Source organism: Enterobacter cloacae complex sp. P24RS, assembly GCF_014982165.1.
GTDB lineage: Bacteria > Pseudomonadota > Gammaproteobacteria > Enterobacterales > Enterobacteriaceae > Enterobacter > Enterobacter quasihormaechei.
Genome location: NZ_JADCKU010000001.1, coordinates 83,775 through 98,062, shown reverse-complemented (window position 1 = coordinate 98,062; position 14,288 = coordinate 83,775). Strand labels below are relative to the sequence as shown.

11 protein-coding genes are annotated in these 14,288 nt (G+C 57.5%); 10 read left to right on the top strand and 1 reads right to left on the bottom strand.

Going from position 1 to position 14,288, the window contains the following annotated elements; translation table 11 throughout:
* Positions 1-204 precede the first annotated feature (204 nt).
* The 5 genes from INF58_RS00445 to gntU all read left to right on the top strand — a co-directional run bounded on the left by INF58_RS00445 (position 205) and on the right by gntU (position 5,146).
* Positions 205-1,242: an oxidoreductase gene (locus tag INF58_RS00445; RefSeq protein ID WP_193034090.1), complete on the top strand. Its 1,038-nt coding sequence runs from the start codon at positions 205-207 to the stop codon at positions 1,240-1,242.
* 123 nt (positions 1,243-1,365) lie between these two features.
* On the top strand, positions 1,366-2,061 hold the full coding sequence (locus INF58_RS00440) for a pirin family protein (protein WP_000639796.1): 696 nt from the start codon (positions 1,366-1,368) through the stop codon (positions 2,059-2,061).
* 91 nt (positions 2,062-2,152) lie between these two features.
* Positions 2,153-3,148, top strand: coding sequence for a gluconate operon transcriptional repressor GntR (gene gntR, locus INF58_RS00435; protein ID WP_063865382.1), 996 nt, complete (start codon positions 2,153-2,155; stop codon positions 3,146-3,148).
* A 126-nt stretch (positions 3,149-3,274) separates the two neighbouring features.
* Positions 3,275-3,802 (top strand): gluconokinase, encoded by a 528-nt coding sequence (gntK, locus tag INF58_RS00430; RefSeq protein WP_003861569.1) that lies wholly within the window; start codon positions 3,275-3,277, stop codon positions 3,800-3,802.
* A 3-nt stretch (positions 3,803-3,805) separates the two neighbouring features.
* A complete protein-coding gene (gene gntU / locus INF58_RS00425) occupies positions 3,806-5,146 on the top strand; it encodes a gluconate transporter (RefSeq protein ID WP_023295539.1) in 1,341 nt (446 codons plus the stop codon).
* A gap of 106 nt (positions 5,147-5,252) precedes the next feature.
* On the opposite strand, the gene yhgN is transcribed toward gntU, so the two are convergent.
* On the bottom strand, positions 5,253-5,846 hold the full coding sequence (gene yhgN, locus INF58_RS00420; RefSeq protein WP_003861574.1) for an NAAT family transporter YhgN: 594 nt from the start codon (positions 5,844-5,846) through the stop codon (positions 5,253-5,255).
* Between the two features lie 178 nt (positions 5,847-6,024).
* Here yhgN and asd point away from each other — a divergent pair, with 178 nt between their 5' ends.
* The 5 genes from asd to glgA all read left to right on the top strand — a co-directional run bounded on the left by asd (position 6,025) and on the right by glgA (position 14,270).
* Positions 6,025-7,128, top strand: a complete 1,104-nt coding sequence (asd, locus tag INF58_RS00415; RefSeq protein ID WP_063842136.1) for an aspartate-semialdehyde dehydrogenase — start codon at positions 6,025-6,027, stop codon at positions 7,126-7,128.
* Positions 7,129-7,367: 239 nt separating this feature from the next.
* On the top strand, positions 7,368-9,554 hold the full coding sequence (glgB, locus tag INF58_RS00410) for a 1,4-alpha-glucan branching enzyme (RefSeq protein ID WP_112792203.1): 2,187 nt from the start codon (positions 7,368-7,370) through the stop codon (positions 9,552-9,554).
* Positions 9,551-11,524, top strand: a complete 1,974-nt coding sequence (gene glgX / locus INF58_RS00405) for a glycogen debranching protein GlgX (RefSeq protein WP_193526778.1) — start codon at positions 9,551-9,553, stop codon at positions 11,522-11,524. The genes glgB and glgX overlap by 4 nt, the downstream gene beginning before the upstream one ends.
* A gap of 17 nt (positions 11,525-11,541) precedes the next feature.
* Positions 11,542-12,837 carry a glucose-1-phosphate adenylyltransferase gene (glgC, locus tag INF58_RS00400; protein ID WP_063449532.1) on the top strand — a complete coding sequence of 432 codons (1,296 nt, stop codon included), beginning with the start codon at positions 11,542-11,544 and terminating at the stop codon, positions 12,835-12,837.
* Complete coding sequence (gene glgA / locus INF58_RS00395) at positions 12,837-14,270, top strand: glycogen synthase GlgA (protein ID WP_063865387.1); 1,434 nt, start codon at positions 12,837-12,839, stop codon at positions 14,268-14,270. The genes glgC and glgA overlap by 1 nt, the downstream gene beginning before the upstream one ends.
* Positions 14,271-14,288: the final 18 nt, after the last annotated feature.

Genomic DNA, 14,288 nt, shown 5'->3' with positions numbered 1-14,288 from the left:
TCTGAGTCAATCGCTATTTTTTGCAAAAAGTGTTGGACAAGTGCGAATGAGAATGATTATTATTGCTCTGCATTCAGGAAGACCTCCTACGGGAACCTGAAAGCACGACATTGCTCACATTGCTTCCAGTATTACTTTAGCCAGCTTCTCGCTGGCTTTTTTTTTGTTATGGTTAAACCCAGTAACCTTAAAAAGGACTGAGCCATGACACTACATTGCGCATTTATTGGATTTGGCAAAAGCACCACGCGTTACCACCTTCCGTATGTTCTCAACCGTAAAGACACCTGGCATGTAGCCCATATCTACCGTCGCAGCGCGAAGCCGGAAGAGCAGTCTCCGCAGTATTCCCACATTCACTTCACCAGCGATCTCGATGAAGTGCTTAACGATCCGCAGGTAAAGCTGGTGATCGTCTGCACTCACGCCGACAGTCACTTCGACTACGCGAAACGCGCGCTCGAAGCGGGCAAGAATGTACTGGTGGAAAAACCGTTCACCCCAACGCTTGCCGAAGCCAAGGCGCTGTTCGCGCTGGCGAAAAGCAAAGGTCTGACCGTCACCCCGTACCAGAACCGTCGCTTTGACAGCTGCTTCCTGACGGCGAAAAAGGCGATCGAGAGCGGCAAGCTTGGCGATATTGTGGAGATAGAAAGCCACTTCGATTACTACCGTCCGGTGGCAGAAACCAAACCCGGCCTGCCGCAGGACGGCTCGTTCTACGGTCTGGGCGTACACACCATGGACCAGATCATCTCCCTGTTTGGCCGCCCGGACCACGTGGCGTACGATATCCGCAGCCTGCGCAATAAAGCGAACCCGGACGATACCTTCGAGGCGCAGCTGTTTTACGGCGACCTTAAGGCCATCGTTAAAACCAGCCATCTGGTGAAAATCGACTACCCGAAATTTATCGTTCACGGCACGAAGGGCTCGTTCATCCGGTACGGCATCGACCAGCAGGAGACCAGCCTGAAGGCCAACATCATGCCGGGCGAACCGGGCTTTGCGGCGGACGATGCCGTGGGCGTGCTGGAGTACGTGAACGATGAGGGCGTGACGGTCAGAGAAGAGCTCAAACCGGAAACCGGCGACTATGGCCGCGTCTACGATGCGCTGTATGAAACCCTCACCAACGGCACGCCGAATTACGTCAAGGAATCTGACGTTCTCACTAACCTGGAAATCCTTGAACGGGCATTCGAACAGGCTTCTCCTGCCACGGTAACCCTCGCCAGATAAGCAAAAACGACTCCTCTGCGGTTGTTCATAATTTTTGAACAGAGGAGTCAATTTTCACCCTCTATGATCCCGGACGGTTTGCGTCCACACTTACTCCATCGAAACGAACTGAGGGTGAAAACAATGATCTACTTACGCAAAGCAAACGAACGCGGTCACGCAAATCATGGCTGGCTGGACTCATGGCATTCATTCTCGTTTGCCGACTATTACGATCCGAACTTCATGGGCTTCTCCGCGCTCCGCGTCATTAACGACGACGTGATTGACGCAGGCCAGGGCTTCGGTACCCACCCGCACAAGGACATGGAAATCCTGACCTATGTGCTGGAAGGGGCGGTTGAGCACCAGGACAGCATGGGCAACAAAGAGCAGGTGCCGGCGGGTGAGTTCCAGATCATGAGCGCGGGTACCGGGGTGCGTCACTCTGAGTACAACCCGAGCAAAACGGAAAAACTGCACCTGTATCAAATCTGGATCATTCCAGAAGAGACCGGCATCACGCCACGCTACGAGCAGCGCCGCTTCGACGCGAAACAGGGCAAACAGCTGGTGCTGTCCCCGGATGCGCGTGAAGGTTCCCTGAAGGTGCACCAGGATATGGAACTGTACCGCTGGGCGCTGGCGAAAGACGAACAGTCTGTCCATCAGATTGCCGCCAACCGCCGCGTCTGGATCCAGGTGGTGAAAGGGGAAGTGTCTATTAACGGCACGAAAGCCACAACCGCCGATGGCCTGGCTATCTGGGACGAGCAGGCGCTCTCCGTGCACGCCGACAGCGAAAGCGAAATCCTGCTGTTTGACCTGCCGCCGGTCTAAATAATTTCTCAACCTTCCCTTTAAACGGGGAAGGTTGAGCTTTGTCCGTGATAAACTGAGCAAATCTCTCACTTCAAGATTTCTCAGGACGATGAAAAAGAAACGCCCCGTACTTCAGGATGTCGCCGATCGCGTCGGTGTGACCAAAATGACGGTCAGCCGTTTTTTACGTAACCCGGAACAGGTTTCCGTGGCGTTGCGTGGCAAGATTGCCGCCGCCCTTGATGAACTGGGTTATATCCCCAACCGCGCACCCGATATTCTCTCCAATGCGACCAGCCGTGCGGTGGGCGTCCTGCTTCCTTCCTTAACCAACCAGGTTTTCGCCGAAGTGCTGCGCGGTATCGAAAGCGTTACCGATGCGTTTGGCTACCAGACCATGCTCGCTCACTATGGTTACAAGCCGGAACTGGAAGAGGAACGCCTTGAATCGATGCTTTCCTGGAACATCGACGGGCTGATTTTAACGGAACGTACCCACACGCCGCGCACGCTGAAAATGATTCAGGTGGCGGGCATTCCGGTGGTGGAGCTGATGGACAGCCAGTCGCCGTGCCTCGACATTGCCGTTGGGTTCGATAACTTTGAAGCGGCGCGTCAGATGACGGCGGCGATCATTGCCCGCGGTCATCGCCATATCGCATACCTGGGTGCACGACTGGATGAACGTACTATCATCAAACAGAAGGGATACGAGCAGGCGATGCTCGACGCCGGTTTAACCCCGTACAGCGTAATGGTGGAGCAATCTTCATCTTATACGTCGGGTATTGAGCTGATGCGTCAGGCGCGACGCGAGTATCCGCAACTGGACGGTATTTTCTGTACCAACGATGACCTTGCGGTGGGTGCGGCGTTTGAATGTCAGCGTCTGGGGCTGAAGATCCCTGATGACATGGCGATTGCCGGCTTCCACGGTCACGACATCGGCCAGGTGATGGAGCCGCGGCTGGCAAGCGTCCTGACCCCGCGCGAACGCATGGGGCGCATTGGTGCAGAACGCCTGCTGGCGCGCATTCGTGGTGAGGCAGTTACCCCTAAAATGTTAGATTTAGGTTTCACCTTGTCACCGGGTGGATCTATTTAATCCGACAAATTTGAAGTAGCTCACACTTATTCACATCGCGCACGTTTGGATATTGCTTCTCTTTTGCCCCGGCAGGACAATGTTACCGATAACTGTTACCCGTAACAATTGACTGAGGGACACCCTTTGAGCACGACTAATCACGATCACCACGTTTACGTCCTGATGGGCGTGTCCGGTAGCGGTAAATCTGCCGTGGCGAGCGAAGTGGCGCATCAACTCCAGGCTGCGTTTCTTGATGGTGACTTCCTCCATCCGCGCAGCAACATCATGAAAATGGCTTCCGGCGAGCCGCTGAACGACGACGACCGCAAACCGTGGTTGCAGGCGCTGAATGACGCCGCGTTCGCGATGCAGCGCACCAACAAAGTCTCCCTGATCGTCTGCTCCGCGCTGAAAAAAACCTATCGCGACCTGCTGCGCGACGGCAATCCGAACCTCTCTTTCATCTACCTGAAAGGCGATTTCGGGGTGATTGAAAGCCGTCTGAAGGCGCGTAAAGGCCACTTCTTCAAAACCCAGATGCTGGTCACGCAGTTCGAGGCGTTGCAGGAGCCGGGTGCTGACGAGCAGGATGTCTTAGTGGTTGATATCGATCAGCCGCTGGAAGGTGTTGTAGCCAGCACCATCGAGGTTATTAATAAAAGGCAGTAAGTTTTGAGTACATTAACGCTAGTTCTGACAGCAGTGGGTTCGGTATTGCTGCTGCTGTTTTTAGTGATGAAGGCGCGTATGCATGCCTTCGTTGCTTTGATGGTGGTTTCTATTGGTGCAGGTCTCTTTTCCGGTATGCCGCTCGACAAAATCGCGGCGACGATGGAAAAAGGGATGGGTGGCACGCTGGGCTTCCTGGCCATTGTGGTGGCGCTGGGCGCGATGTTTGGCAAGATCCTGCACGAGACGGGCGCGGTCGACCAGATTGCCGTCAAGATGCTGAAATCTTTCGGTCACAGCCGTGCGCACTACGCGATTGGTCTGGCCGGTCTGATTTGCGCGCTGCCGCTGTTCTTTGAAGTGGCGGTTGTGCTGCTGATTAGCGTGGCGTTTTCAATGGCGCGTCATACCGGTACGAACCTCGTGAAGCTAGTCATTCCGCTGTTTGCGGGCGTGGCGGCGGCCGCGGCGTTTCTGCTGCCCGGACCTGCCCCGATGCTGCTGGCCTCCCAGATGCACGCGGACTTTGGCTGGATGATCCTGATTGGCCTGTGCGCTGCGATCCCGGGGATGATTATCGCCGGTCCGCTGTGGGGCAACTTCATCAGCCGCTACGTTGAGCTGCATATCCCGGACGACATCTCCGAGCCGCACCTGGGCGAAGGCAAAATGCCGTCCTTCGGCTTTAGTCTGTCTTTGATCCTGCTCCCGCTGGTGCTGGTGGGTCTGAAAACCATCGCGGCGCGCTTTGTGCCGGTGGGTTCAACCGCGTACGAATGGTTCGAGTTTATTGGTCACCCGTTCACGGCGATCCTAGTGGCGTGTCTGGTGGCGATTTACGGCCTGGCGATGCGTCAGGGCATGCCGAAAGACCGCGTGATGGAGATTTGCGGCGCTGCGCTGCAACCGGCGGGTATCATTCTGCTGGTGATCGGTGCCGGTGGCGTGTTCAAACAGGTACTGGTGGATTCCGGTGTGGGTCCGGCACTGGGCGAAGCGCTGACCGGAATGGGACTGCCGATTGCGGTCACCTGCTTCGTGCTGGCTGCGGCGGTGCGTATCATTCAGGGCTCAGCGACCGTGGCATGCTTAACCGCCGTGGGCCTGGTGATGCCGGTGATTGAACAGCTGAACTACTCCGGCGCGCAGATGGCGGCGCTCTCTATCTGTATCGCGGGCGGCTCGATTGTGGTTTCACACGTAAACGACGCCGGCTTCTGGCTGTTCGGTAAATTTACCGGCGCCACCGAAGCGCAAACCCTGAAAACCTGGACGCTGATGGAAACCATCCTCGGCACCACGGGTGCGATTGTCGGGATGATTGCGTTTACGCTCCTGAGCTAACGAGGCTGTATGTGTGTCGGGTGGCGGCTTCGCCTTATCCGACCTACAAAAACCTCAGGTCCCGTAGGCCGGGTAAGCGTGAGCGCCACCCGGCTTTTTTACATCCTCAACCTTTCATCCAAGCCCGTATCCCGTCCAGGAACATCTGCGTCGCCATCATCACCAGAATCAGCCCCATCAGACGCTCCAGCGCGTTCACCCCTTTCTCACCCAGCAGGCGCAGGAACAGCGACGACTGCAACAGGATAATAAACGTCCCGCCCCAGGCGATGAGCAGGGCAATCACCAGATGGCTCATCTGATTCGGATACTGATGCGACAGCAGCATCAGCGTTGCCAGAATCGTTGGTCCCGCGACCAGCGGGATCGCCAGCGGCACGATAAACGGCTCTTCACCCGCGGGCAGGCCGCTGCTGCTGCCTTCCGCGCTCGGGAAAATCATCTTAATGGCGATCAGGAACAAAATTATCCCGCCGGAAATGGAGACCGTTTCGGCGCGTAAGTTCAGGAAAGCGAGGATTTTTTCCCCGGCGAACAGGAAGATAAACATCACCAGCAGGGCGATGAGCAACTCGCGGATCATGATCGCCCGGCGGCGCTTCGGCTCGGTGTGCTTCAGCACCGACATGAAGATCGGCAGATTACCGAGCGGATCCATAATCAGGATCAATAAAACCGCTGCGGAAATGATTTCACTCATCTTAAATTATCCCTGATACTTATTGTGGTCATTGCGATGATTAGCACTTTTTCTGATTGCCGGGCAATCATCGATTAATTTCGCTTGCGACTTTGGCAGCATTTTGTAATGTGAAGCATATCCCAGTTCAATACTGGCTTGCACAATCAGCACACACCCCTTGCAGGAAAAAAATGCTATGAAAAACGTTGGTTTTATCGGCTGGCGCGGTATGGTCGGCTCTGTACTCATGCAACGCATGGTTGAAGAGCGCGATTTCGACGCCATCCGCCCGGTCTTCTTCTCCACTTCCCAGCTCGGCCAGGCTGCACCGTCCTTTGGGGGTACCACAGGCACGTTGCAGGATGCTTACGATCTGGAAGCGCTGAAGGCACTCGACATTATTGTGACCTGCCAGGGCGGCGATTATACCAACGAAATCTATCCGAAGCTGCGTGAAAGCGGCTGGCAGGGCTATTGGATTGACGCGGCCTCGTCGCTGCGCATGAAAGACGATGCCATCATTATTCTCGACCCGGTTAACCAGGACGTCATCACCGACGGCCTGAACAACGGCGTGAAAACCTTTGTTGGCGGCAACTGCACCGTCAGCCTGATGCTGATGTCCCTCGGCGGCCTGTTCGCGCAGGATCTGGTGGAGTGGGTCTCCGTGGCAACGTACCAGGCCGCGTCCGGCGGCGGCGCACGCCACATGCGCGAGCTGCTGACCCAGATGGGCCAGCTGCACCAAAGCGTCGCGGCCGAGCTGGCAGACCCGGCATCCGCCATCCTCGACATCGAGCGCAAAGTCACTCAGCTGACCCGCAGCGGCGAGCTGCCGGTGGATAACTTTGGCGTACCGCTGGCCGGTGGCCTGATCCCGTGGATCGACAAACAGCTGGATAACGGCCAGACCCGCGAAGAGTGGAAGGGCCAGGCGGAGACCAACAAAATCCTCGCCACCGCGAACACTATTCCGGTTGACGGTCTATGCGTGCGTATCGGCGCGCTGCGCTGCCACAGCCAGGCCTTCACCATTAAACTGAAAAAAGATGTGTCTATTCCGACCGTGGAAGAGCTGCTGGCCGCGCACAACCCGTGGGCGAAAGTGGTGCCAAACGATCGCGATATCACCATGCGCGAGCTCACCCCGGCTGCCGTTACCGGCACGCTGACCACGCCGGTTGGCCGCCTGCGCAAGCTGAACATGGGGCCGGAGTATCTCTCCGCGTTCACCGTTGGCGACCAGCTGCTGTGGGGTGCCGCCGAGCCGCTGCGCCGCATGCTGCGCCAGCTGGCGTAATAATTTGTTAAACACGGGGGGTGATTGTCACCCCCTTTTTTTGCGTACTACATGGAGTAAAACGCAGATGTCTTATTTTTTATCAGGAGGAACCACGACGTTGGCTATGCTTTAAGGAAGATTTATTTCTCACCTGAGGGTAGGGCGGAGCAGAGAGGATTAACTGCACCGTTTAGGTCACATTAAAAGTCGTCCCGGAGCGCGTAAAAAGGGCGACATAAAAAAACAGGATGAATACCATGTCCGATCGTATTTCGAGAGACGTGATTAATGCGCTTATTGCGGGTCATTTTGCCGACCCCTTTTCTGTGCTAGGGATGCACCGTACAGAGGCCGGACTGGAAGTTCGGGCGCTGTTACCGGATGCGACAGAAGTCTGGGTTATCGAACCCAAAACCGGCCGCAAGGTGGGTAATCTGGAATGCCTCGACTCGCGTGGCTTCTTCTCGGGCGTCATGCCTCGCCGTAAAAACCCCTTTCGCTATCAGCTTGCCGTTATCTGGCACGGTCAGCAAAACCTGATTGACGATCCCTACAGCTTTGGGCCGCTCTTAAAAGAGATGGATGCCTGGCTGCTGTCCGAAGGAACCCATTTACGCCCCTACGAAACGCTGGGTGCCCACGCGGATACCATGGACGGTATCACCGGCACGCGCTTTGCCGTATGGGCGCCAAACGCCCAGCGCGTCTCCGTCGTTGGGCAGTTCAACTACTGGGACGGTCGTCGTCACCCGATGCGCCTGCGCCGGGAAACCGGCATCTGGGAGCTATTTATCCCCGGGGCGCATAACGGCCAGCTCTACAAATTCGAGATGATCGACGCGCACGGCAAGCTGCGCATTAAATCTGACCCGTACGCCTTTGAGGCTGAACTGCGCCCGAATACCGCCTCGCTGATTTGCGGCCTGCCGGAAAAGGTCGTCCAGAGCGAGGAGCGCAAGCAGGCCAACCGCTTTGATGCGCCGATCTCCGTCTATGAGGTGCATCTCGGCTCCTGGCGTCGCCACACGGACAACAACTTCTGGCTGAGCTACCGCGAGCTGGCGGACCAGCTGGTGCCGTACGCCAAATGGATGGGCTTTACCCATCTGGAGCTGCTGCCGATCAACGAACACCCGTTCGACGGCAGCTGGGGCTACCAGCCAACCGGGCTGTATGCGCCTACGCGCCGCTTCGGCACCCGCGATGACTTCCGCTATTTCATTGATGCCGCGCACGCCGCCGGGCTGAACGTCATCCTCGACTGGGTACCGGGCCACTTCCCGTCGGATGATTTTGCGCTGGCAGAGTTCGACGGCACGAAGCTGTACGAGCACAGCGACCCGCGCGAAGGCTATCACCAGGACTGGAACACGCTGATCTACAACTACGGTCGCCGTGAAGTGTCGAATTACCTGGTGGGGAATGCGCTGTACTGGATCGAACGCTTCGGCATTGATGCCCTGCGCGTCGATGCGGTGGCGTCGATGATCTACCGTGACTACAGCCGCAAAGAGGGCGAGTGGATCCCGAACGAGTTTGGCGGACGTGAAAACCTCGAAGCGATTGAGTTTCTGCGCAACACCAACCGCATCATCGGCGAACAGGTGGAAGGTGCCGTGACCATGGCGGAAGAGTCCACGGACTTTCCGGGCGTTTCCCGTCCACCGTCAATGGGCGGCCTGGGCTTCTGGTACAAGTGGAACCTCGGCTGGATGCACGACACGCTCGACTACATGAAGCTCGACCCGGTTTATCGTCAGTATCACCACGATAAGCTCACCTTTGGGCTGCTCTACAACTACACCGAAAACTTCATGCTGCCGCTGTCGCACGATGAAGTGGTGCACGGCAAAAAATCTATTCTCGACCGCATGCCGGGGGACCCGTGGCAGAAGTTTGCCAACCTGCGCGCCTATTACGGATGGATGTTTGCCTTCCCCGGCAAAAAGCTGCTGTTTATGGGCAACGAATTTGCGCAGGGGCGCGAATGGAACCACGACACCAGCCTTGACTGGCACCTGCTGGAAGGCGCGGACAACTGGCACCACGGCGTACAGCGTCTGGTGCGCGACCTGAACCTGACCTACCGCCACCACAAAGCGCTGCACGAGCTGGACTTCGATCCGTACGGCTTTGAGTGGCTGGTGGTGGACGACCACGCGCGCTCGGTGTTTGTCTTTGTCCGTCGTGACAAAGCGGGTAACGAGATCATCGTTGCCAGCAACTTCACGCCAGTGCCGCGCGAACACTACCGCTTCGGCATTAACCAGCCGGGTAAATGGCGCGAAATTCTGAACACCGACTCCATGCATTACCACGGCAGTAACGCCGGTAACGGCGGGCTGGTGCAGAGCGATGCGATTGAAAGCCACGGTCGTCCGAACTCCCTGAGCCTGACGCTGCCGCCGCTGAGCACCATCTGGCTGGTGCGGGAGGGCGAATGACGCAGCTCTCGGCAGGTAAACCCGAACCGCTCGGGGCGAGTTTTGACGGAAAGGGGGTGAACTTCACGCTCTTTTCTGCCCATGCGGAGCGGGTGGAACTCTGTGTGTTTGACGGGGAAGGTAACGAGCACCGTTACGATTTACCGTCCCGCACGGGGGATACCTGGCACGGCTACCTGGCCGGCGGGCGTCCGGGAATGCACTACGGTTTTCGGGTTCACGGCCCGTGGGAGCCATCTCAGGGGCACTGGTTTAACCCGGCAAAGCTGCTGATTGACCCGTGCGCGCACCGCGTGGACGGCGAATTTAAAGACGACCTGCTGTTCCACGTCGGCTACGGCGAACCTGATCACCGCGACAGCGCGCCCGTCGCGCCCAAAAGCGTGGTGGTGCACGATCTCTACGACTGGGAAGATGATGCCCCGCCGCGTACGCCGTGGGGGAATACCGTCATCTATGAAGCCCACGTCAAAGGGCTGACGTATCTGCACCCGTCGATCCCCAAAGAGATGCGTGGCACCTACAAAGCGCTGGGGCATCCAACGATGGTCGCTTACCTGAAACAGTTAGGGATCACCGCGCTGGAGCTACTGCCGGTGGCGCATTTTGCCAGCGAGCCGCGTCTTCAGCGTCTTGGGTTAAGCAACTACTGGGGCTACAACCCGCTGGCGATGTTCGCGCTCGACCCGCGCTACGCGGTACATCCGGAGAAAGCGCGGGACGAGTTTCGTGATGCGGTGAAGGCGCTTCACGCGGCGGGCATTGAGGTCATTCTGGACGTGGTGCTGAACCACAGTGCGGAAAGCGATCTTGACGGTCCAACGCTCTCACAGCGCGGAATCGATAACCGTAGCTATTATTGGATCAGGGACGACGGGGATTATGAGAACTGGACCGGGTGCGGTAACACCCTCAACCTCAGCCATCCGGCCGTTACGCATTACGCGTACGAATGCCTGAAATACTGGGTTGAGACGTTCCACGTGGACGGTTTTCGTTTCGACCTGGCGCCGGTGATGGGGCGCACTCCGGCATTTAGCCAGCAGGCGCCGCTGTTTGAGGCGATAAAAAACTGCCCGGTGCTCTCAACGGTGAAGCTGATTGCGGAACCCTGGGACATTGGTGAAGGCGGTTATCAGGTGGGGAACTTCCCGCCGCTGTTTGCCGAGTGGAACGATCACTTCCGCGACGCTGTCCGTCGCTTCTGGCTGGCGCGCGATCTGTCGCTCGGAGAGTTCGCCGGACGCTTTGCCGGCTCGAGCGATCTCTTTAAGCGCGACGGAAAACGTCCGTCGGCCACCATTAACCTGGTGACGGCACACGACGGTTTCACGCTGCGCGACTGCGTTTGTTTCAATCAGAAACACAATGAGGCAAACGGCGAGGAGAATCGCGATGGGACTAACAATAACCATAGCTTTAACCATGGTATAGAAGGGTTAGGCGGAAGTCTGGACGTGATCGAGCGGCGACGCGCCAGCGTTCATGCGCTGCTGACGACGCTTTTGTTGTCGCAGGGCACGCCAATGTTGCTGGCAGGCGATGAGCACGGTCACAGCCAGCACGGCAACAACAACGCCTATTGCCAGGACAACACCCTGACCTGGCTCGACTGGGGAGAAGCGAACAGCGGGTTGGCTCATTTCACCGCGGCGCTGATCCATCTTCGCCAGCGCATCCCCGCGCTCACCGCCGACAGCTGGTGGGAAGAGGGCGACGGCAACGTTCGCTGGCTGAATAAAGACGCGCAACCGTTAAGCGCGCAAGAGTGGCAACACGGCATACCCTGTCTGCAAATCCTGCTTTCGGATGCGTGGCTGGTGACGCTGAACGCGACGGATGACGTCGCAGAGATTGTTTTACCTGACGGGGAATGGCGAGCCATTCCTCCCTTTGCCGGAGCGGATAATCCGGTTGTTATGGCTGTCTGGCACGGGCCTGCGCACGGAGTGTGCGTATTCCAAAGATGATAAAAAAGGAGTTAGTCATGGTTAGATTAGAGAAGAACGATCCGTTAATGTTGGCGCGCCAGCTACCATTAAAAACAGTTGCCCTGATACTTGCGGGCGGGCGTGGTACCCGTCTGAAAGATTTGACCATCAAGCGCGCCAAGCCAGCGGTTCACTTTGGTGGTAAGTTCCGTATTATCGATTTTGCACTCTCCAACTGCCTGAACTCAGGCATTCGCCGCATTGGCGTCATTACGCAGTATCAGTCGCACACGCTGGTGCAGCACATTCAGCGCGGCTGGTCATTCTTCAGCGAAGAGATGAACGAGTTTGTCGATCTGCTTCCCGCGCAGCAGCGCGTACACGGGGAAAACTGGTACCGCGGCACGGCGGATGCGGTGACCCAAAACCTCGACATCATTCGCCGCTACAACGCGGAATACGTCGTGATCCTCGCGGGGGACCACATCTACAAGCAAGATTACTCCCACATGCTGATCGACCATGTCGAAAAAGGGGCGCGCTGCACCGTGGCGTGTCTGCCGGTGCCCGTTGCGGAAGCAACCGCGTTCGGCGTGATGCACGTGGATGCGGACGACAAGATTATCGATTTTGTTGAAAAGCCGGCGAACCCGCCAACCATGCCGGGGGATGACACCAAATCGCTCGCCAGCATGGGGATCTATGTCTTTGATGCTGACTATCTTTATGAACTGCTGGAAGAAGACGACACAGACGAAAACTCCAGCCACGATTTCGGCAAAGACATTATCCCGAAAATTACCAAAGCTGGCATGGCGTATGCACATCCGTTCCCGCTGTCCTGCGTACAGTCCGATCCGAATGCGGAACCCTACTGGCGCGATGTGGGAACCCTGGAAGCGTACTGGAAAGCCAACCTCGATCTGGCGTCCGTGACGCCTGAGCTGGATATGTACGACCAGAACTGGCCAATACGCACCCATATGGAATCGCTGCCGCCGGCGAAGTTCGTGCAGGACCGCTCCGGCAGCCACGGTATGACGCTGAACTCGCTGGTCTCTGGCGGGTGCATTATCTCCGGTTCGGTGGTGGTGCAGTCCGTGCTGTTCCCGCGCGTGCGTATAAACTCATTCTGTAATATCGATTCGGCAGTCCTGCTGCCGGACGTCTGGGTAGGGCGCTCATGTCGTCTGCGTCGCTGCGTCATTGACCGCGCCTGCGTCATTCCCGAAGGGATGGTGATTGGGGAAAACGCGGAAGAAGATGCGCGTCGTTTCTACCGTTCGGAAGAGGGGATCGTGTTAGTAACACGGGAAATGTTGCGGAAGCTGCAAATCAAACAGGAGCGATGATGCAGGTTTTACACGTATGTTCTGAGATGTTCCCGTTGTTAAAAACGGGCGGACTGGCGGATGTTCTTGGTGCACTACCGGCGGCGCAAATTGCCGGAGGGGTAGATACCCGCGTGTTGTTGCCCGCTTTTCCGGATATCCGGCGCGGTATTCCTGACGCAAAGGTTGTTTCCCGTCGCGAGACCTTCGCGGGACGTATCACCCTGCTGTTTGGACATTACAATGGGGTAGGCATTTACCTGATTGATGCGCCGCATTTATACGACCGTCCCGGCAGCCCGTATCACGATACCAACCTGTACGCCTATACCGATAACGTGCTGCGCTTTGCCCTGCTCGGCTGGGTGGGGGCGGAGATGGCCGTCGGGCTGGATCCGTTCTGGCGTCCGAACGTGGTGCACGCGCACGACTGGCATGCGGGGCTGGCACCCGCGTATCTGGCGGCGAAGGGGCATCCGGCCAAATCGGTGTTTACCGTGCACAACCTGGCGTATCAGGGCATGTATTACGCCCATCACATGAATGACATCGATCTGCCATGGTCGTTCTTTAACATGCACGGGCTGGAGTTTAACGGACAGATTTCGTTCCTGAAGGCGGGGCTGTACTACGCCGACCACATTACGGCGGTCAGCCCAACCTACGCGCGTGAAATTACCCAGCCGGAGTTCGGTTACGGTATGGAAGGGCTGCTGCAACAGCGCCACCGTGAAGGCCGCCTGTCGGGCATTCTGAACGGCGTGGATGAACAGATCTGGAATCCGGAAACGGACCTCCTGCTGGCGGCGCGCTATGGTCGCGACTCGGTGGAAGACAAAGCGGAAAACAAGCGCCAGCTACAGATTGCGATGGGGCTGAAGGTCAACGACAAGGTGCCGCTGTTTGCGGTGGTCAGCCGCCTGACCAGCCAGAAAGGGCTGGATCTGGTGTTGGAGGCGCTGCCGGGATTACTGGAGCAGGGCGGCCAGCTGGCGCTGCTTGGCGCGGGCGACCCGGTATTGCAGGAAGGTTTCCTGGCGGCCGCGGCGGAACACCCGGGGCAGGTGGGCGTGCAGATCGGTTATCACGAAGCGTTTTCGCACCGCATCATGGGCGGCGCGGACGTGATTCTGGTGCCGAGCCGTTTCGAGCCCTGCGGCCTGACGCAGCTCTATGGCCTGAAATATGGCACGTTGCCGCTGGTGCGGCGCACGGGCGGGCTGGCGGATACGGTGTCTGACAGCTCTCTGGAAAACCTGGCGGACGGTATCGCCAGCGGGTTTGTCTTTGAGGACAGTAATGCCTGGTCGCTGCTTCGGGCGATCCGGCGTGCGTTCGTCTTGTGGTCCCGTCCATCCCTGTGGCGTTATGTCCAACGTCAGGCGATGTCCATGGACTTTGGCTGGCACGTTGCGGCGCAGTCCTACCGCGACCTTTATCAACGCTTGATGTAACGAGGCGAAGTGACAGAT